Below are 19,613 nucleotides of genomic sequence, written 5' to 3' on the forward strand. Positions count from 1 at the left end.
TGCGCATACAACAAGACCCCGTCCTCAGCGTTCTCGCTGATGGCGGGGTCTTTAGGCACTTCCTGCGAAGTGCCCCCGGCAGGATTCGAACCTGCGCACACGGCTCCGGAGGCCGTTGCTCTATCCCCTGAGCTACGGGGGCGTTGTCGCTGCTCTCGGCGGCGACGGGTTGAACACTACCAGCTTCGGAGGGGTGGCCGTGAACAGGTATTTCCGGTGGGTCACCACCGGCCCGTTCCCCCGCACGGGTCGGAAGTGGGGAAAACCGGGACGCAGCCGTGACCGGACGCCTACTCTCGAGTTGTGTCAGGCGTGTCCGGGCGAGTGCTCGTTGTCGATGACAACCGGGTGATCCGTCAGTTGATCAGGGTCAATCTCGAGCTCGAGGGGTTCGAGGTGGTGACCGCGGCCGATGGTGCCGAGTGTCTGGATGTCGTGCATCAGGTCTGTCCTGATGTCGTCACTCTTGACGTCGTCATGCCGCGGCTCGACGGGCTGCGCACCGCCGCGCGGCTGCGGGACGATCCGCAGACCAGCGGGCTGCCTCTCGCGATCATCAGCGCCTGCACCCCGTACGAGGTCGAGAGCGGGCTCACCGCCGGTGTCGACGCGTTCCTCGCCAAGCCCTTCGAGCCCGCCGAGCTCGTGCGCGTCGTGCGCCGGCTCGTGCACGGCGGGCGCAGGCCGCCACGGGAACCGGAGGGGCCGCCGTCCGTCGACGGCAGCAGACACGGGGCCGGGCGGAGCGGTACTCCTTGGCAGTGACCGCCGGGTGGTGAGTTGGCCTCCTGCGTCCGTCCGGCCCTGCCCGCTGCCCGCATCGCGAAACCCGTTCGCATTCCCACCCCCCTCCTCCCATACGCTTGTCCCGTGACCCCCGCGGACCTCTCCCTCACCGTGCAGCACGCCGTGCGCCGTGCGGTCGACGAGGGTGTGCTGTCCGTCGACGTGCCCGAGACCGTACGGGTCGAGCGGCCCCGGCCCGGCGGCTGCGGGGACTACGCCAGCAACGTCGCGCTCGTGCTCGCCCGCGCCGCCGACACGACGCCCCGCCAGGTCGCCCAGCTGCTCATCGAGCGGCTCCTCCCGCACCCCCACCTCGACCGCGTCGACATCACCGGGCCCGGGTTCCTCAATTTCAGCCTGCGCGCCGACACCCAGCAGGACCTCGTACGGGTCGTCCTGCGGGACGGGCTCAGGTACGGGCGTCGGCCCGACACCGGCGAGATCGCCCAGCCCTGTCACCGCTCCGACGTCCGCGCCGCCGTCACCGGCGACGCCGTCCGGCGGCTGCTGCTCTTCCAGGGCGTGCGCCTCCGTACCGCCTGCGAGGACGCCGCCGACGACGAGTGGGCCCTGCTCGGGGTGTCCGCCCCCGCCGCCCACGCCCGCGGTCTGCTCGCGACCGACATCGCCCCCCTGCCGGTCCCCCGCACCGCCCGAGAGCTCCATACGCGCTTCGGCGTCGACGCCGCCCGCTGGGGACTGCTCTCCGCCGCCGCGCACGACCACGCCAGGCTCACCGACGAGCTGCTCCACCAGCACGAGGGCAACCCCCTCTTCCGGGTGCGGTACGCGTACTCCCGTACCCGCGCCCTGCTCCGCAACGCCGAGCAACTGGGCTTCGCGAGCGAGCCGCTGCAGGCCGTCGACGCACCCGCGCTGACCGCCCTGCTCCGCGACCACCCCGCCGTCCTCGCCTCCGCAGCCCGCCTCCACGCGCCCGACCGGGTCGCCCGGCACCTCGAAGCCACCGCCGACGCGCTGCTCGCTTTCCAGCACACCGTGCTGCCGCTCGGCGACGAGAAACCCTCGGCCGCCCACCGCTCCCGGCTCGCGCTCGCCGAAGCCGCCGGGACGGTGCTCGCCGGTGGCCTCTCCCTGCTCGGCATCAGCGCTCCCGAACAGATCTGAAAGATGCAGCCATGAGCCGTTCCGCCCACCCCGCCGGGCCCCGCCACGCCGACGTCCTCCCCGAAGGGCACTACGCCGGCCCGCCGGCCGACCTCAACCACCTCGACGCCAAGGTCTGGGCCCGCACCGTCCAGCGCGGTCAGGACGGGCAGATCACCGTGGGCGGGCTGAGCGTCGGGCAGCTTGCCGAGCAGGTCGGGACTCCCGCGTACATCGTCGACGAGGCCGACTTCCGGGCCCGCTGCCGCGCCTGGGTCGAGGCGTTCGGCAGCGACGCCGACGTCTTCTACGCCGGGAAGGCCTTCCTGTCCCGGGCCGTCGTCCGGTGGCTGCACGAGGAGGGGCTGAACCTCGACGTCTGCTCCGGTGGCGAGCTCGCCACCGCGCTCTCCGCCGGCATGCCCGCCGAGCGCATCGCCTTCCACGGCAACAACAAGTCCGAGGACGAGATCCGGCGGGCCGTCGAGGTCGGCGTCGGCCGGATCGTGCTCGACTCCTTCCAGGAGATCGTGCGCGTCGCCCACATCGCCCAGTCCCTCGGCAAGCGGCAGCGCGTGCAGATCCGCGTCACCGTCGGCGTCGAGGCGCACACCCACGAGTTCATCGCCACCGCCCACGAGGACCAGAAGTTCGGCATCGCGCTCGCCGGCGGCCAGGCCGCCGAGGCCGTGCGCAGGGCCCTGCGGCTCGACGGGCTCGAGCTCATCGGGATCCACTCCCACATCGGGTCCCAGATCTTCGACATGGCCGGCTTCGAGGTGTCCGCGCGCCGCGTCGTCCAGCTGCTCGCCGAGGTCCGCGACGAGCACGGCATCGAGCTGCCCGAGATCGACCTCGGCGGCGGCCTCGGCATCGCGTACACCTCCGCCGACGACCCCCGCGAGCCCCACCACATCGCCAAGGCGCTCAACGAGATCGTCAGCCGGGAGTGCGAGGCCGCCGGGCTGGCCACGCCCCGGATCTCCGTCGAGCCCGGGCGCGCCATCGTCGGGCCGACCGCCTTCACCCTCTACCAGGTCGGCACCGTCAAGCCCCTCGAAGGGCTGCGCACGTACGTCTCCGTCGACGGCGGCATGTCGGACAACATCCGCACCGCGCTGTACGACGCCGAGTACTCGGTCTCCCTCGCCTCCCGCACCTCCGAGGCGGAGCCCATGCTCTCCCGCGTCGTCGGCAAGCACTGCGAGAGCGGCGACATCGTCGTACGGGACGCCTTCCTGCCGGCCGACATCGCTCCCGGCGACCTGCTCGCCGTGCCCGCGACCGGGGCGTACTGCCGCTCCATGGCCAACAACTACAACCACGCGCTTCGCCCGCCGGTCGTCGCCGTCCGCGACGGCGAGGCCCGGGTGATCGTCCGCCGCGAGACGGAGGAGGATCTCCTGCGTCTCGATGTCGGGTGATGAAATAGATGTCTCAGGATCCGGACGGAGGGCAGAAAGCGCCGTCCGGTGAGTGAGACTGGTCCTCACCGTAGAGATACGAAGTAGTACGAGAAACGAGGTCGGATGATGCGTACGCGTCCGCTGAAGGTGGCGCTGCTGGGCTGTGGTGTGGTCGGCTCAGAGGTGGCGCGCATCATGACGACGCACGCCGACGACCTCGCGGCGCGCATCGGCGCGCCGGTCGAGCTCGCCGGCGTGGCCGTGCGCCGTCCCGACAAGGTCCGCGAGGGCATCGCCGCGGAGCTCATCACCACCGACGCGACCGCCCTGGTCAAACGGGGCGACATCGACGTCGTCGTCGAGGTCATCGGCGGGGTCGAGCCGGCCCGCACCCTCATCAGGACCGCCTTCGAGCACGGCGCCTCCGTCGTCTCCGCGAACAAGGCGCTGCTCGCCCAGGACGGCGCGGGGCTGTACGCGGCCGCCGAGGAGCACGGCAAGGACCTCTACTACGAGGCCGCCGTCGCCGGCGCGATCCCGCTGATCCGGCCGCTGCGCGAGTCCCTCGCCGGCGACAAGATCAACCGGGTGATGGGCATCGTCAACGGCACGACGAACTTCATCCTCGACAAGATGGACACCACCGGCGCCGGCTACCAGGAGGCCCTGGACGAGGCCACCGCGCTCGGGTACGCCGAGGCCGACCCGACCGCCGACGTCGAGGGCTACGACGCCGCCGCCAAGGCCGCGATCCTGGCCGGCATCGCCTTCCACACCCGGGTCCGTCTCGACGACGTGTACCGCGAGGGCATGACCGAGGTCACCGCCGCCGACTTCGCCTCCGCCAAGCGCATGGGCTGCACCATCAAGCTGCTCGCGATCTGCGAGCGGGCCGCCGACGGCGAGTCCGTCACCGCGCGCGTGCACCCCGCGATGATCCCGCTCAGCCACCCGCTGGCCTCCGTCCGCGAGGCGTACAACGCCGTCTTCGTCGAGGCGGAGGCGGCCGGGCGGCTCATGTTCTACGGTCCGGGCGCCGGCGGTTCGCCGACCGCGTCGGCCGTACTCGGCGACCTCGTCGCCGTCTGCCGCAACCGTCTCAACGAGGCGACGGGCCCCGGCGAGTCCGCGTACACGCAGCTGCCCGTGAGCCCCATGGGCGAGGTCGTGACGCGGTACCACATCAGTCTCGACGTGGCCGACAAGCCGGGTGTCCTCGCCCAGGTCGCGACGGTCTTCGCCGAGCACGGGGTGTCGATCGACACCGTCCGTCAGCAGGGGAAGGACGGCGAGGCCAGTCTCGTCGTCGTGACCCACCGCGCGCCCGACGCCGCCCTCTCCGGGACCGTCGAGGCGCTGCGCAAGCTCGACACCGTGCGCGGTGTCGCCAGCATCATGCGTGTTGAAGGGGAGTAAGGACCCATGACCACCAAGGGCACCCACCAGTGGCGCGGCATCATCGAGGAGTACCGGGACCGTCTTCCGGTCACGGACACCACGCCCGTCGTCACGCTCCGTGAGGGCGGTACGCCGCTCGTTCCCGCGCAGGTCCTCTCCGAGCGCACGGGCTGCGAGGTGCACCTCAAGGTCGAGGGCGCCAACCCCACCGGTTCGTTCAAGGACCGAGGCATGACCATGGCCATCTCCAAGGCCAAGGAGGAGGGCGCCCAGGCGGTCATCTGCGCCTCCACCGGCAACACCTCCGCCTCCGCCGCCGCGTACGCGGTGCGCGCCGGCATGGTGTCCGCGGTGCTCGTGCCGCAGGGCAAGATCGCGCTCGGCAAGATGGGCCAGGCCCTCGTGCACGGCGCGAAGATCCTCCAGGTCGACGGCAACTTCGACGACTGTCTGGACCTGGCCCGCGCGCTGTCCGACAACTACCCCGTCGCGCTGGTCAATTCCGTGAACCCGGTCCGTATCGAGGGGCAGAAGACCGCCGCCTTCGAGATCGTGGACATGCTGGGCGACGCTCCCGACATCCACGTCCTGCCGGTCGGCAACGCGGGCAACATCACCGCCTACTGGCGGGGGTACAAGGAGTACGCGGCCGACGGTCTCGCGGCCCGGACCCCGCGCATGTGGGGCTTCCAGGCCTCCGGCTCGGCGCCGCTGGTGCGCGGCGAGGTCGTCAAGGACCCGTCGACCATCGCCACCGCGATCCGGATCGGCAACCCGGCCTCCTGGGACTACGCGATCGCCGCGCGCGACGAGTCCGGCGGCTTCATCGACGAGGTGACGGACCGTGAGATCCTGCGCGCCTACCGCCTGTTGGCCTCGCAGGAGGGCGTCTTCGTGGAGCCCGCCTCGGCCGCGTCCGTGGCCGGTCTGCTGAAGGCCGCCGAGCAGGGCAAGGTCGACCCGGGCCAGCGGATCGTCTGCACGGTCACCGGCAACGGTCTGAAGGACCCGGACTGGGCCGTCGCCGGCGCGCCGCAGCCGGTCACCGTCCCGGTGGACGCCGCCACGGCCGCCGAGCGGCTCGGACTGGCGTAAAGCCACCGGTCGGGTCTGCGCCGGGCGTCCGCCCCGAGGGCGCAAGTCCCGTGCCAGACTCTGTCCCTGACGGGCCTCCAAACCCGACCAGGAACGTACATAGGCGCACAGGAAGGCTCGCGACACGCATCGTGCGCCTCCTGTGCGCCCTATGTCGCCACAGAACCTTCCTTCGATAGGCTGTACCGAACCCGCCCCGCTGCATCTGCGCGGTGTTGTCGCCGTCGTCACCCCCACCCGGCGCGGCCCCCGGGTTTCACGTACGTCTTCGAAAACCCGTACTTCTCTTGAACACCCCGTAGTCGCAAGTCAAGGAGAGTCGTCGACCGATGGCCGGTCCCGCCTTCCGCGCCGCCGCCGTCCGGGTGCGCGTTCCCGCCACCAGCGCCAATCTCGGGCCGGGCTTCGACGCCCTCGGCCTGTCGCTGGGCCTCTACGACGACGTCGTCGTCCGGGTCGCCGATTCCGGTCTGCACATCGACATCGCCGGAGAGGGCGCCGAGACGCTCCCCCGCGACGAGAGCCACCTGCTCGTACGCTCCCTGCGCACGGCCTTCGACCTGCTCGGCGGCCAGCCCCGCGGCCTCGAGGTCGTCTGCGCCAACCGCATCCCGCACGGCCGCGGCCTCGGCTCCTCCTCCGCCGCCATCTGCGCCGGCATCGTCGCCGCCCGCGCCGTGACCATAGGCGGGGACGCCCGGCTCGACGACGCCGCCCTGCTCGAACTCGCCACCGAGATCGAGGGGCACCCCGACAACGTGGCCGCCTGTCTGCTCGGCGGCTTCACGCTCGCCTGGACCGAGTCCGGCGCCGCGCGGGCGATCAGGATGGAGCCCGCCGGTTCCGTCGTTCCGGTGGTCTTCGTGCCGGGGAATCCCGTACTGACCGAGACCGCCCGCGGCCTGCTGCCGCGCACCGTCCCGCACGTGGACGCCGCGGCCAACGCCGGACGCGCCGCGCTCCTCGTCGAGGCGCTCACCCGCCGCCCCGAGCTGCTGCTCGCCGCCACCGAGGACCGGCTGCACCAGGAGTACCGCGCTCCCGCCATGCCGGAGAGCCTCGCGCTGGTCAACCGGCTGCGCGCGGACGGCGTGCCCGCCGTCATCTCCGGTGCCGGCCCCACCGTGCTCGCGCTGGCCGACGCCGGTACGGCCGACAAGGTCGAAGGTCTCGCGGGCGACGGCTGGGCGGCGAATCGACTGGCCCTCGACACCTCGGGGGCGAGCGTCCTGCCGCTCGCTCCGTAGAGTCCGCGCTCCGCGTCGTGAGCGGCCATCGGGCGGCCGCTCCGACCGGCGCTTTTGCGGAATCCGAGATTGCCGGTGAGGGAGAGGGGGAATGTTTGTTGGAGCCGGTAGTGTTAACCTCAAGTCTGCACCCGACGCCTTTGTGGCGCGGTGCGGAGTGTCCCCATCAGGGACCACCCACTCTTCCGGGAGCCTCCCCAACTGCCTGAGCAGCCTGCCTGAGCAGTTTCGAGCACGCTCCGGAACCGGCACGACACCCCTCGCTCTTCCGCTGTGAGGGCCGAGCAGGGGGCTCGGGCCGGATTTACAGCACGTTTCTCTTTCCGCCGTTACCCGGCGGGACCACCGCCCCGGACACGGTCCACAAGCCAGGACCGCTGCCGGACAGCACAACCGGTCGCCGAGCCAGATGGCCGACGTCCGCTCCAGGGAAGGACCCTTCGTGAGCGACACCACCGATCTGATGGGCGTGACTGCCGACAGCAGTGTCGACGCCGCCGCGCCCGCCGCAGGTGCTGCCACCGGCACCACCGCACGGCGCCGCCGCTCCGGCACCGGCCTCGAGGGCATGGTCCTGGCCGAGCTGCAGCAGGTCGCGTCCGGCCTCGGCATCAGGGGCACCGCGCGGATGCGCAAGAGCCAGCTGATCGAGGTCATCAAGGAGGCGCAGGCCGGAGGCGGCCAGGCCCCCGCCAAGGCCGCCGAGGCCGCGGAGACCAAGCCGAAGCGCCGCGCCACCTCCAAGACCCGCACGGGTGACGAGGCCGCCGCCGAGCCGGCCGCCGAGAAGGCCGCTCAGCAGCAGATCGACATCCCGGGCCAGCCGTCCAAGGCCGCCGGCGCCGCGGAGTCCGCCGACGAGCAGCCCGCGGGCGAGCGCCGCCGTCGCCGCGCCACCGCGCCGGCCGGCACCCCGGAGGGCGCCGAGCCGAAGGCCGAGGCCAAGGCCGAGGCCCGTACGGAGGCGCAGCCGGACGCCAAGGCCGAGGCCGCCGTCGAGGGCGCCGAGGGCCGTGGCCGCCGCGACCGCCGTGACCGGCAGCGCGACCGCCGCGAGCGCGGCAAGGGCGACGAGCAGCAGGGCGGTGGCCAGGGCGGCCAGCGCCAGCAGCGTCAGGGCGGCCAGCAGCAGAACACCGGCCCGCAGGACGACTTCGACGACGAGGGCGGCCGCCGGGGCCGTCGGGGCCGTTACCGCGACCGTCGGGGCCGTCGTGGCCGTGACGACTTCGCGGCCGGCGAGCCGCAGGTCTCCGAGGACGACGTCCTGATCCCCGTCGCGGGCATCCTGGACATCCTCGACAACTACGCGTTCATCCGGACCTCCGGCTACCTGCCCGGCCCGAACGACGTGTACGTCTCCCTCGCCCAGGTCCGCAAGAGCGGTCTGCGCAAGGGCGACCACATCACCGGTGCGGTCCGTCAGCCGAAGGAGGGTGAGCGCCGGGAGAAGTTCAACGCGCTGGTCCGCCTGGACTCGGTCAACGGCATGGCGCCGGACTCCGGCCGCGGCCGCCCCGAGTTCAACAAGCTGACCCCGCTCTACCCGCAGGACCGGCTCCGTCTGGAGACCGACCCGGGCGTGCTGACCACGCGGATCATCGACCTCGTGTCGCCGATCGGCAAGGGCCAGCGTGGTCTGATCGTGGCCCCGCCGAAGACCGGCAAGACCATGATCATGCAGGCGATCGCCAACGCGATCACCCACAACAACCCCGAGTGCCACCTGATGGTCGTCCTGGTCGACGAGCGTCCGGAAGAGGTCACCGACATGCAGCGGTCGGTCAAGGGCGAGGTCATCTCCTCGACCTTCGACCGTCCGGCCGAGGACCACACCACGGTCGCCGAGCTGGCCATCGAGCGCGCCAAGCGCCTCGTGGAGCTGGGTCACGACGTGGTCGTCCTGCTCGACTCGATCACCCGTCTGGGCCGCGCGTACAACCTCGCGGCGCCCGCCTCCGGCCGCATCCTGTCCGGTGGTGTCGACTCGACCGCGCTGTACCCGCCGAAGCGCTTCTTCGGTGCCGCGCGCAACATCGAGGACGGCGGCTCGCTGACCATCCTGGCCACCGCGCTGGTCGACACCGGCTCGCGCATGGACGAGGTGATCTTCGAGGAGTTCAAGGGCACCGGCAACATGGAGCTCAAGCTCGACCGGAAGCTCGCCGACAAGCGCATCTTCCCGGCCGTCGACGTGGACGCCTCGGGTACGCGCAAGGAGGAGATCCTGCTCGGCAGCGAGGAGCTCGCCATCGTCTGGAAGCTGCGCCGGGTGCTGCACGCGCTCGACCAGCAGCAGGCGATCGAGCTGCTGCTCGACAAGATGAAGCAGACGAAGTCGAACGCCGAGTTCCTGCTGCAGATCCAGAAGACGACCCCGTCGTCCGGCAACAACGACTGACGTTCCGTCAGCAGCGCGCCGACCGCCCCCGTCACCTCGGTGACGGGGGCGGTTTCGCGTTGTACGATCGGCCGGTCGCACGTGGGGGGGAACACATTTCCGGATGTGCCCATGAGGCAGTACTTCGTCATGCCCTGACGCAGTGGGGTCGGCAGTGGGGTCAATCGAGCCTTCTCTCCTGACATGTGCGACACATCGATAGGAGAACTGCGTGACTTCTGCTCACAGAAGGGTTCGCACGGCCCTTCCCGCGGCCGCTGCCGCACTCGCGCTGGGCGGCGCCGTCCTGACGGCCGTACCGGCCCAGGCCGACGAGTCGCCGCGGCGCACGGGTGTCGAGCGGCCCGGTTCGGCCTCCGGGGCCGAGCTCAAGGCCCGGGTGGACGGCGCCAACGCCGTCCTCGAGGCCGATGCGAAGAAGAAGGGCGCCGAGGAAGGCGCCTCGAAGACCCCGAGCGCGGACGAGCCGTCCGCCTCGGCCCCGTCGACGATCGACCCGAAGATCATCGGGGGCGTCGACGCCACCATCACGGAGGCCCCGTGGATGGTGCAGCTGTGGTACCACGACGACCGTGGCACCGCCGACGAGCTGGACGACATCGGCTTCTTCTGCGGCGGCACGCTCGTCTCGCCGTCCAAGGTCCTGACGGCCGCGCACTGCGTGGACGGCTACGACTGGAACAAGAACGGCGCCGTCGCCGGCGGCACCGCGAAGCTGTACGACGGCACCGAGGGCCAGGCCGTCGGCGTCTGGCGCCAGTGGCGGAACCCGGGCTACTCGGGCTCCACCCTCAAGGGCGACGTCGCCGTGCTGACCCTCAACGGGACGCTGCCGTACAAGCCGCTGCAGCCCGCCCAGTACGGCACCACCTACACGGCCGGCCAGCCCGGCACCGTGTACGGCTGGGGCCGCACCACCTCGCTCAACGAGGACATCTCGCCGACGCTCAAGAAGGCGACGATCCCGGTCAACGCCGACTCGACGTGCACCGGCTACTACGGCACGGACTACGTGCCGGGCGCGATGCTCTGCGCGGGCAACGCGGCCTCCGGCGAGGACAGCGGCACCGTCTCGCCGTGCAACGGCGACTCGGGCGGCCCGCTGGTCGTCAACGGCCGCATCGCGGGTGTCGTGTCGTGGGGTGTGCGGGACTGCGTCGCCACCGGAGCCCGCAGTGTCTTCGCGAAGACGGCCACGTACGCCGGTCCGATCAACCACCGGATCGACGACGCGAACCTGAACTTCGACGACAAGGCCGACCTGTTCGCCCGTGACTCGGCGGGTGAGGGCTGGGGCTACCACTCCACCGGCACCTCGCTCACCAACCGGGAGAGCTGGGGCGACTGGCGCGACGCCAACCTGGTGCGCCAGACGGACCTGAACCGGGACGACGCGCAGGACCTCCTGTACCGGAAGACCAACGGCGAGCTGTGGGTCTTCGGCTACGACCCGGCGATCTCGGACTACAACGACCGCCGCGTCGGCACCGGCTGGTCCGGCTTCCGCAACCTCGCGGTCGCCGGCGACCTGACCGCCGACGGTCACCCCGACCTGACCGCCAGCGACTCCACGGGCACGCTGTACCTGTGGCCGGGCCGCGGCAACGGCACCTTCGGCACCAAGGTCAAGATCGGCGTCGGCTGGGGCAGCTACCAGGTGTACGGCAAGGGCGACTTCACCGGTGACGGCCGTCCGGACCTGCTGGCCCGCGACAGCGGTGCCCGGCTGTGGGTCTACAAGGGCACCGGCAACCCGAGCTGGCCCTTCTCGGCCCGCGTCCAGGTCGGTTCCGGCTGGAACTTCACCGCGTACGCCACCACCGGCGACATCACCGGCGACGGTCACGCGGACTTCGTGGTCCGTGACGCGAACGGCTACCTGTGGGCGTACAAGAGCTCCGGCTCGCCCACGACCCCGTTCATGACGTCGAACCGGATCAAGGTCGGCTCCGGCTGGAAGTCCTACTCCGTCCTCGGCTAGACCGGAACGTCGGAGATCTGGGTCACCACCGGACGGGGCCGCTCCTGGCCCCGTAACCGGCTCGTGACCTGCGGAAAGACCACTGCGCCCACCGTGCCCGCACGGTGGGCGCAGTGCGTTCCGCACCGTCGCTCACCGAAACCTCACAGGGGCGCATGCAACCCTTTTGGGTGGTTCGCCGTCACAGAAGGTGACGCATACGACTTCCGCCCCGAGGAAACGACGATGACCGAGCAGAGCAAGAGCGGCCGAATACGCGGCTCCGGCAGCCGCCGCAAGCCGCCCGCCAAGGGCCGCCGCGCGGCGACCGCCGCGGCCTGGGGCGCCGCGCTGCTCGTCCTGGTCGGCGGCTCCGGCCTCGGGTACGTGTACTTCAAGCTCAACGGCAACCTCGAGGGCGTCGACATCAACGCCCAGCTCGGCAAGGACCGCCCGGAGAACGTCGACAACGGCTCGATGGACATCCTCGTCCTCGGCTCCGACTCCCGCTCCGGCGCCAACGGAGCGTACGGACGCGACGAGGGCGCCGCCCGCTCCGACACCGCGATGGTCGTCCACGTCCACGAGGGCCACAAGAAGGCCTCCGTGGTCTCCGTCCCGCGCGACACCCTCGTCGAGCGTCCCGACTGCACCGACGGCAAGGGGAACCGCGTCGCCGGCGAGGAGCGGGCGATGTTCAACACCGCGTACGAGGCCGGCGGCCCGGCCTGCGCCGTCAAGACCGTCGAATCGATGTCCGGGATCCGCATGGACCACTACATCGAGGTCGACTTCACCGGCTTCAAGAAGCTGATCGACGAGCTCGGCGGGGTGGAGATCACCACCACGAAGGCCATCAAGGACTCCAAGAGCCACCTCGACCTCGAACCGGGCACGCACACCCTCGACGGCGAGCAGTCCCTCGGCCTGGTCCGCACCCGCAAGAGCGTCGGCGACGGCAGCGACCTCGGCCGCATCCAGCTCCAGCAGGCGTTCGTCAAGGCCTTCATCGACCAGGTCAAGGACGTCGGCGTCCTCAGTGACCCGAAGAAGCTGCTGGACCTCGCCGACGCCGCCACCAAGGCGATCACCCCGGACTCCGAGCTCGACTCCGCGGCCGAGCTCATGGGCTTCGCCAAGGGCCTGAGCGGCCTCGGCGCCGAGGACGTCCGGATGATCACCCTGCCGGTCACGTACGACGCCGCCGACCCCAACCGCGTGGTTCCGCTGGAGGCCGCCGGACAGCAGGTGTGGACGGCCCTCAGGGCCGACCTGCCGATCCCCGCCTCCGCCACGAAGGACGCCGCGCAGGGGAAGGCGGACGGCGTCGTGAAGTAGCCCGACGCCCCCGCGGACCGGCGGAATAGTTTCGCTCACCCCCCGGTTTTGGGAGATGCGGCCGGTCCTGGCAGACTGGTACGTCGGCCCCGGTTCACGCATGTGCATTCCCGCCCCTGCGACCCGGCGCCCTCCCGAAACTAGGAGACACCTTGAAGCGCGACATCCACCCCGAGTACGTCGAGACCCAGGTCAGCTGCACCTGCGGCGCGTCGTTCACCACCCGTAGCACCCTCGCCGAGGGCACCATCCGTGCCGAGGTCTGCTCCGAGTGCCACCCGTTCTACACGGGCAAGCAGAAGATCCTCGACACCGGTGGCCGCGTGGCCCGCTTCGAGGCCCGCTTCGGCAAGGCTGCCGGCTCCGCCAAGAAGTAGCGAGCCACTGCGCCGGTCCACGGCTGCCCCGGCGCGGGGCGGCCGGGACCGGCGCTTTGCCGTCCCGCAGCAATTCACGAAACCCAGGAGCCCCCGATGTTCGAGGCGGTCGAGGAACTGGTCGGCGAGCACGCCGACCTGGAGAAGAAGCTCGCCGACCCTTCGGTCCACGCCGATCAGGCCAACGCGCGCAAGCTGAACAAGCGCTACGCCGAGCTGACCCCGATCGTCGCCACGTTCCGCTCCTGGAAGCAGACCGGGGACGACATCGAGACCGCCCGCGAGCTGGCGCACGACGACCCGGACTTCGCCGCCGAGGTGAAGGAGCTGGAGAAGCAGCGCGAGGAGCTGACCGACAAGCTGCGGCTGCTCCTGGTCCCGCGCGACCCCAGCGACGACAAGGACGTCATCCTCGAGATCAAGGCCGGCGCGGGCGGCGACGAGTCCGCCCTGTTCGCCGGCGACCTGCTGCGCATGTACCTGCGCTACGCGGAGCGGATCGGCTGGAAGACCGAGATCATCGACTCCACCGAGTCCGAGCTCGGCGGCTACAAGGACGTCCAGGTCGCCGTGAAGACCAAGGGCGGCAACGGTGCCACCGAGCCCGGCCAGGGCGTCTGGGCGCGCCTCAAGTACGAGGGCGGCGTGCACCGCGTGCAGCGCGTGCCGGCCACCGAGTCGCAGGGCCGCATCCACACCTCCGCCGCCGGCGTCCTGGTGACCCCGGAGGCCGAGGAGATCGACGTCGAGATCCACGCCAACGACCTGCGCATCGACGTGTACCGCTCCTCCGGTCCCGGCGGCCAGTCCGTCAACACCACCGACTCCGCGGTCCGCATCACCCACCTGCCGACCGGCATCGTCGCCTCCTGCCAGAACGAGAAGAGCCAGCTCCAGAACAAGGAGCAGGCCATGCGCATCCTCCGCTCGCGGCTGCTCGCCGCGGCGCAGGAGAAGGCCGAGGCCGAGGCCGCGGACGCGCGCCGCAGCCAGGTGCGCACGGTGGACCGTTCCGAGAAGATCCGGACGTACAACTTCCCGGAGAACCGCATCTCGGACCACCGCGTCGGCTTCAAGGCGTACAACTTGGACCAGGTGCTCGACGGCGAACTCGACGCCGTGATCCAGGCCTGCGTCGACGCCGACTCGGCGGCCAAGCTCGCCGCAGCCTGAGTTCTGCTCTACCACCGGAGGACCAGCGTGCAGTCACCATCTGGGGGGCGACTCCCAGGCCCCCGCAGTCTGCTGCTTGCCGAGGTGGCCCAGGCCACCCAGCGGCTGGCCGCCGCCGGCGTGCCCTCCCCGCGTTTCGACGCGGAGGAGCTCGCCGCGTTCGTGCACGGGGTCAAGCGCGGGGAACTGCACACGGTCAAGGACGGCGACTTCGACGCCCGGTACTGGGAGGCGATCGCCCGCCGCGAGGCCCGCGAGCCGCTGCAGCACATCACCGGGCGGGCGTTCTTCCGGTACCTGGAACTGCAGGTCGGGCCCGGAGTGTTCGTCCCGCGCCCGGAGACCGAGTCCGTGGTCGGCTGGGCCATAGACGCGGTGCGCGCCATGGACGTCGTCGAGCCGCTGATCGTGGACCTGTGCACCGGCTCGGGCGCGATCGCGCTCGCGCTCGCGCAGGAGGTGCCGCGCTCGCGGGTGCACGCCGTGGAGCTGTCCGACGACGCGCTGCTGTGGACCCGCAAGAACGTCGAGGGCTCCCGGGTCGAGCTGCACGAGGGCGACGCCCTGGCCGCCCTGCCGGAGCTGGACGGCCAGATCGACCTGGTCATCTCCAACCCGCCGTACATCCCGCTCACCGAGTGGGAGTACGTCGCGCCCGAGGCCCGCGACCACGACCCGGAGATGGCACTCTTCTCCGGCGAGGACGGGCTGGACTTCATCCGCGGTCTGGAACGAACCGCGCACCGGCTGCTGCGGCCCGGGGGACTGGTCGTCGTCGAGCACGCCGACACCCAGGGCGGCCAGGTGCCGTGGATCTTCAACGAGGAGGCCGGCTGGGTCGACGCCGCCGACCACCCCGACCTGAACAACCGGCCGCGCTTCGCGACCGCACGCAAGGCGATGCCATGACCAAGCACGTGTACGAGGAGGCCCGCGACTGATGGCACGGCGATACGACTGCAACGAGGCGACCGACCGCGCGACCGGGCTGCGCGAGGCCGCGAGCGCCGTCCGCAGGGGCGAGCTGGTCGTGCTGCCGACCGACACCGTGTACGGGATCGGCGCGGACGCCTTCAGCGCCGAGGCGGTCGCGGACCTGCTCGCGGCGAAGGGGCGCGGCCGCAACATGCCCACGCCCGTGCTCATCGGCTCCCCGAACACGCTGCACGGTCTGGTCACGGACTTCTCCGAGCAGGCGTGGGAGCTCGTCGACGCGTTCTGGCCGGGCGCGCTGACGCTGGTCGCGCGGCACCAGCCGTCGCTCCAGTGGAACCTCGGCGACACCCACGGCACCGTCGCGATCCGGATGCCGCTGCACCCGGTCGCGATCGAGCTGCTGACGGAGGTCGGCCCGATGGCGGTGTCCTCGGCGAACCTGACCGGGCACCCGTCGCCGGAGGACTGCGACGCGGCGCAGGAGATGCTCGGCGACTCCGTCTCCGTGTACCTCGACGGCGGCCCGACGCCCGGCATCGTGCCGTCGTCGATCGTCGACGTCACCGGCAAGGTCCCGGTACTGCTGCGGGCCGGCGCGCTCGACGCGGACGAGCTGCGCAAGGTCGTACCCGACCTCGAGGTGTCCAGTTGAGCGTCCCTGAGGGGCGTGGCATAGCGGGACCCGACATCGGCACATCCTTCCGCATCCTCCACGTCAGCACCGGCAACGTCTGCCGCTCGCCCATCACCGAGCGGCTGACCCGGCATGCCCTGTGCACCCGCCTCGCGGATCCGCGAGGCGGCGGCCTGATCGTGGAGAGTGCGGGCACCTGGGGGCACGAGGGCGCCCCGATGGAGGCCAACGCGGAGCTGGTCCTCGCCGACTTCGGCGCGGACGCCAGCGGCTTCGTGGGCCGCGAGCTGCTCGACGAGCACGTCATCCGCGCGGACCTGGTCCTCACGGCCACCCGCGACCACCGGGCGCAGGTCATCTCGATGGGGCACTCCGCGGGCCTGCGCACCTTCACGCTCAAGGAGTTCACCCGCCTGGTCCGCGCCATAGACCCGGCGACGCTCCCCGACCCGCTGAGCGACGGCATGGTCGAACGCGCCCGCGCCCTGGTCCGCGCCGCCGCCGCTCTACGCGGGTGGCTGCTGGCCCCCAGCGCCGAGGCCGACGAGGTCAACGACCCGTACGGCGCCCCCATCACCTTCTTCCGCTCGGTCGGCGAGGAGATCAACGACGCCCTGGACCCGGTCGTCACCGCGCTGACGGGCGTCCCGGCCGAGCGCTGAGCAGCGACGAACGCGTGACGGCACCCCGGCGTCGGGGATCGGGTCGGGAGCCCCGTACGGCGGAGAAAAGTCGGGGAACATGGGGCATACCGGGCCGTAGCTGCCTACATTGGAGCTGAGGCCCCGCTCTCGTCGGAGCTGACGTCCCGCTCACGCCCGGAGCCGCAGATGCCGGTCACCGCTCTTCCCGCAGACGTCCGTGTTCCGTCGTACGGGCCTGATCTCGAGGGCCTGCGTCAGCAGGACCCGGAGATCGCCGACGTGATGCTCGGGGAGGTCAGAAGGCAGCTCGACTCGCTGCAGCTGATCGCCGCCGAGAACTTCACCTCGCCCGCCGTCCTGGCCGCCCTCGGCTCCCCGCTCGCCAACAAGTACGCCGAGGGCTACCCCGGCGCCCGCCACCACGGCGGCTGCGAGTACGTCGACGCCGCCGAGCGGATCGCCGTGGACCGGGCCAAGGCCCTCTTCGGCGCCGAGCACGCCAACGTGCAGCCCCACTCCGGCTCCTCCGCCGTCCTGGCCGCCTACGCCGCCCTGCTGCGCCCCGGGGACACCGTGCTGGCCATGGGGCTGCCCTACGGCGGCCACCTCACGCACGGCTCGCCCGCCAACTTCTCCGGCCGCTGGTTCGACTTCGTCCCGTACGGCGTCGAGCCGGACAGCGGGCTCGTCGACTACGAGCAGATCCGCGCCCTCGCCAAGGCCCGGCGCCCGAAGGCGATCGTGTGCGGGTCCATCTCGTACCCGCGGAACATCGACTACGCCCTGTTCCGGGAGATCGCCGACGAGGTCGGGGCCTATCTCCTCGCCGATGCCGCCCACCCCATGGGCCTGGTCGCCGGGGGAGCCGCGCCGAGCCCCGTCCCGTACGCCGACGTGGTCTGCGCCACCACGCACAAGGTGCTCCGCGGCCCCCGCGGCGGCCTGATCCTGTGCGGCGCCGAGCTCGCCGAGCGGATCGACCGGGCGGTGTTCCCGTTCACCCAGGGCGGCGCCCAGATGCACACCATCGCCGCCAAGGCCGTCGCCTTCGGCGAGGCGGCAACACCGGCGTTCACCGCGTACGCCCATCAGGTGGTGGAACACGCCAGGGTCCTCGCCGCCGCCCTGGAGGCGGAGGGATTCGCCGTCACCACCGGCGGCACCGACACCCACCTGATCACCGCCGACCCCGCCCCGCTCGGCGTCGACGGCCCCACCGCCCGCCGCCGGCTGGCCGCCGCCGGGCTCGTCCTCGACACCTGCGCCCTGCCGTACGGCGACGGCCGAGGCATCCGGCTCGGCACCGCCGCCGTCACCACGCAGGGCATGGGACCGGCCGAGATGGCCCGGATCGCGATGCTGTTCACCCTGGCGCTGGCCGACGATCCGGAACGTACGGCTCGGGTACGTGAGGAAGTCCGCGATCTGGCCGGGCGATTTCCCCCGTATGGCCGGGAGTGAGGCCTGTAAGGAACCCCTCGGGAACCGATCCGGCCGACCTGATGTCCTCAACCACATGGGCGGCACGGCTAGGGTGTGGGGCTGAGATGGCCAGCGATTCCTGTGGGGCAGCCCGTGCGTGATTACCTGCTGACGCTCTGTGTCACGGCCGCGGTGACCTATCTGCTGACCGGTCCGGTGCGGAAGTTCGCCATCGCGACCGGGGCGATGCCGGAGATCCGCGCACGCGACGTACACCGAGAACCGACTCCGCGGCTCGGTGGCATCGCCATGTTCTTCGGCCTGTGCGCGGGCCTGCTGGTCGCCAGCCATCTGGCGAACCTCTCCAGCGTCTTCGAGCTCTCCAACGAGCCCCGCGCGCTGCTCTCCGGCGCGGCCCTGATCTGGCTGATCGGCGTCCTGGACGACAAGTTCGAGCTGGACGCGCTGATCAAGCTCGGCGCGCAGATGATCTCCGCGGGCGTCATGGTCATGCAGGGTCTGACGATCCTGTGGCTGCCCATCCCCGGCGTCGGCACGGTCGCCCTCACGCAGTGGCAGGGCACCCTGCTGACCGTCGCGCTGGTGGTGCTCACCATCAACGCGGTGAACTTCGTGGACGGCCTCGACGGCCTCGCCGCCGGCATGGTCTGCATCGCCGCCGCCGCGTTCTTCCTGTACGCGTACCGGATCTGGTACGGCTACACGATCGAGGCAGCCGCCCCCGCGACGCTGTTCGCCGCCATCCTCATGGGCATGTGCCTGGGCTTCCTGCCCCACAACATGCACCCGGCGCGGATCTTCATGGGCGACTCCGGCTCGATGCTGATCGGCCTGATCCTCGCCGCCTCCGCGATCTCCATCACCGGCCAGGTCGACCCGGACGCGCTGAAGATCTTCGAGGGTTCGACCCGCCAGGCCACCCACGCGGCGCTGCCCGTCTTCATCCCGCTGGTGCTGCCGCTGACCATCATCGCGATCCCGATGGCGGACCTGATCCTGGCGATCGTCCGCCGGACCTGGAACGGCCAGTCGCCGTTCGCGGCCGACCGCGGGCACCTGCACCACCGGCTGCTGGAGATCGGCCACTCGCACAGCCGGGCCGTGCTGATCATGTACTTCTGGTCCGCGCTGATCGCCTTCGGGACGCTCGCGTACTCGGTGCACTCGGCGTCCATGTGGATCGTGCTCGTCGTCGTCGCGCTCAGCGCCCTCGGCCTGGTGCTGCTCCTGCTGCCCCGCTTCACCCCGCGGGCCCCGCACTGGGCGGAGTCGTTCGTGCCGCCCCGCTACCGCCGTCGTCGCGTCCGCGCGGAGGAGCCCGTACCGGCTGCCGCCGAGGCCGCCGAAGAGGGGGCCGACGAGGCCGCCGAGGAGCGCGTCCCCGTGGCGGCAGGCGCAGCCGGGGTCAGCGGTGTCAATGGAGCGACCGCCATCGGTCACCGTTCGCGCTTCACGGATCGGCGTAAGGCCGGAACGCCGAGTTGACGAAAGCCGCACACGCGGCCATTACCAGACGAAGCGCCTCACCGTCCTGCACACACGCGCGCGTTGACCCTCATGTGTGACAGTCGGCACACGGGTGGGTAAAGACCTCATCAAATAGTTTGTGATACCGTTCACGAGACCCGGCGACAGTGCCGAAGGACCGTAGTGCGACGGTTCGTTGGC

16 protein-coding genes and 1 tRNA gene are annotated in these 19,613 nt (G+C 71.2%); 16 read left to right on the forward strand and 1 reads right to left on the reverse strand.

Annotated elements, in window-relative coordinates; translation table 11 throughout:
* Positions 1-70 precede the first annotated feature (70 nt).
* A tRNA-Arg gene (locus ABZO31_RS22915) sits at positions 71-142 on the reverse strand.
* A gap of 170 nt (positions 143-312) precedes the next feature.
* Here ABZO31_RS22915 and ABZO31_RS22920 point away from each other — a divergent pair.
* The 16 genes from ABZO31_RS22920 to ABZO31_RS22995 all read left to right on the forward strand — a co-directional run bounded on the left by ABZO31_RS22920 (position 313) and on the right by ABZO31_RS22995 (position 19,430).
* Positions 313-765 (forward strand): response regulator, encoded by a 453-nt coding sequence (locus ABZO31_RS22920; RefSeq protein WP_406865443.1) that lies wholly within the window; start codon positions 313-315, stop codon positions 763-765.
* Positions 766-870: 105 nt separating this feature from the next.
* Positions 871-1,914, forward strand: a complete 1,044-nt coding sequence (nrtL, locus tag ABZO31_RS22925; protein WP_406863136.1) for an ArgS-related anticodon-binding protein NrtL — start codon at positions 871-873, stop codon at positions 1,912-1,914.
* Between the two features lie 11 nt (positions 1,915-1,925).
* The gene (gene lysA / locus ABZO31_RS22930; protein WP_406863137.1) at positions 1,926-3,317 is read left to right on the forward strand and encodes a diaminopimelate decarboxylase; all 1,392 of its coding nucleotides are present in this window, start codon (positions 1,926-1,928) and stop codon (positions 3,315-3,317) included.
* Positions 3,318-3,422: 105 nt separating this feature from the next.
* Complete coding sequence (locus tag ABZO31_RS22935) at positions 3,423-4,715, forward strand: homoserine dehydrogenase (protein WP_406863138.1); 1,293 nt, start codon at positions 3,423-3,425, stop codon at positions 4,713-4,715.
* 6 nt (positions 4,716-4,721) lie between these two features.
* A complete protein-coding gene (gene thrC, locus ABZO31_RS22940) occupies positions 4,722-5,792 on the forward strand; it encodes a threonine synthase (protein ID WP_406863139.1) in 1,071 nt (356 codons plus the stop codon).
* Between the two features lie 329 nt (positions 5,793-6,121).
* The gene (gene thrB, locus ABZO31_RS22945) at positions 6,122-7,039 is read left to right on the forward strand and encodes a homoserine kinase (protein ID WP_406863140.1); all 918 of its coding nucleotides are present in this window, start codon (positions 6,122-6,124) and stop codon (positions 7,037-7,039) included.
* A gap of 442 nt (positions 7,040-7,481) precedes the next feature.
* Positions 7,482-9,440, forward strand: a complete 1,959-nt coding sequence (rho, locus tag ABZO31_RS22950) for a transcription termination factor Rho (protein WP_406863141.1) — start codon at positions 7,482-7,484, stop codon at positions 9,438-9,440.
* A gap of 211 nt (positions 9,441-9,651) precedes the next feature.
* Positions 9,652-11,421 carry a trypsin-like serine protease gene (locus ABZO31_RS22955; RefSeq protein ID WP_406863142.1) on the forward strand — a complete coding sequence of 590 codons (1,770 nt, stop codon included), beginning with the start codon at positions 9,652-9,654 and terminating at the stop codon, positions 11,419-11,421.
* A 225-nt stretch (positions 11,422-11,646) separates the two neighbouring features.
* Complete coding sequence (locus ABZO31_RS22960) at positions 11,647-12,738, forward strand: LCP family protein (RefSeq protein ID WP_406863143.1); 1,092 nt, start codon at positions 11,647-11,649, stop codon at positions 12,736-12,738.
* A gap of 152 nt (positions 12,739-12,890) precedes the next feature.
* Positions 12,891-13,115 carry a 50S ribosomal protein L31 gene (gene rpmE, locus ABZO31_RS22965; protein WP_406863144.1) on the forward strand — a complete coding sequence of 75 codons (225 nt, stop codon included), beginning with the start codon at positions 12,891-12,893 and terminating at the stop codon, positions 13,113-13,115.
* Positions 13,116-13,211: 96 nt separating this feature from the next.
* The gene (prfA, locus tag ABZO31_RS22970) at positions 13,212-14,288 is read left to right on the forward strand and encodes a peptide chain release factor 1 (RefSeq protein WP_406863145.1); all 1,077 of its coding nucleotides are present in this window, start codon (positions 13,212-13,214) and stop codon (positions 14,286-14,288) included.
* A gap of 27 nt (positions 14,289-14,315) precedes the next feature.
* A complete protein-coding gene (gene prmC, locus ABZO31_RS22975; RefSeq protein WP_406863146.1) occupies positions 14,316-15,197 on the forward strand; it encodes a peptide chain release factor N(5)-glutamine methyltransferase in 882 nt (293 codons plus the stop codon).
* 31 nt (positions 15,198-15,228) lie between these two features.
* Positions 15,229-15,876 (forward strand): L-threonylcarbamoyladenylate synthase, encoded by a 648-nt coding sequence (locus ABZO31_RS22980; protein ID WP_406863147.1) that lies wholly within the window; start codon positions 15,229-15,231, stop codon positions 15,874-15,876.
* Positions 15,873-16,520 (forward strand): protein-tyrosine-phosphatase, encoded by a 648-nt coding sequence (locus tag ABZO31_RS22985; RefSeq protein WP_406863148.1) that lies wholly within the window; start codon positions 15,873-15,875, stop codon positions 16,518-16,520. Before ABZO31_RS22980 ends, ABZO31_RS22985 begins: the two co-directional genes overlap by 4 nt.
* A gap of 168 nt (positions 16,521-16,688) precedes the next feature.
* Positions 16,689-17,963 carry a serine hydroxymethyltransferase gene (gene glyA / locus ABZO31_RS22990; protein WP_406863149.1) on the forward strand — a complete coding sequence of 425 codons (1,275 nt, stop codon included), beginning with the start codon at positions 16,689-16,691 and terminating at the stop codon, positions 17,961-17,963.
* A 114-nt stretch (positions 17,964-18,077) separates the two neighbouring features.
* Positions 18,078-19,430, forward strand: a complete 1,353-nt coding sequence (locus ABZO31_RS22995) for an MraY family glycosyltransferase (RefSeq protein ID WP_406863150.1) — start codon at positions 18,078-18,080, stop codon at positions 19,428-19,430.
* Positions 19,431-19,613 lie beyond the last annotated feature (183 nt).

The organism is Streptomyces solicamelliae, from assembly GCF_045348655.1.
GTDB classification, from domain to species: domain Bacteria; phylum Actinomycetota; class Actinomycetes; order Streptomycetales; family Streptomycetaceae; genus Streptomyces; species Streptomyces solicamelliae.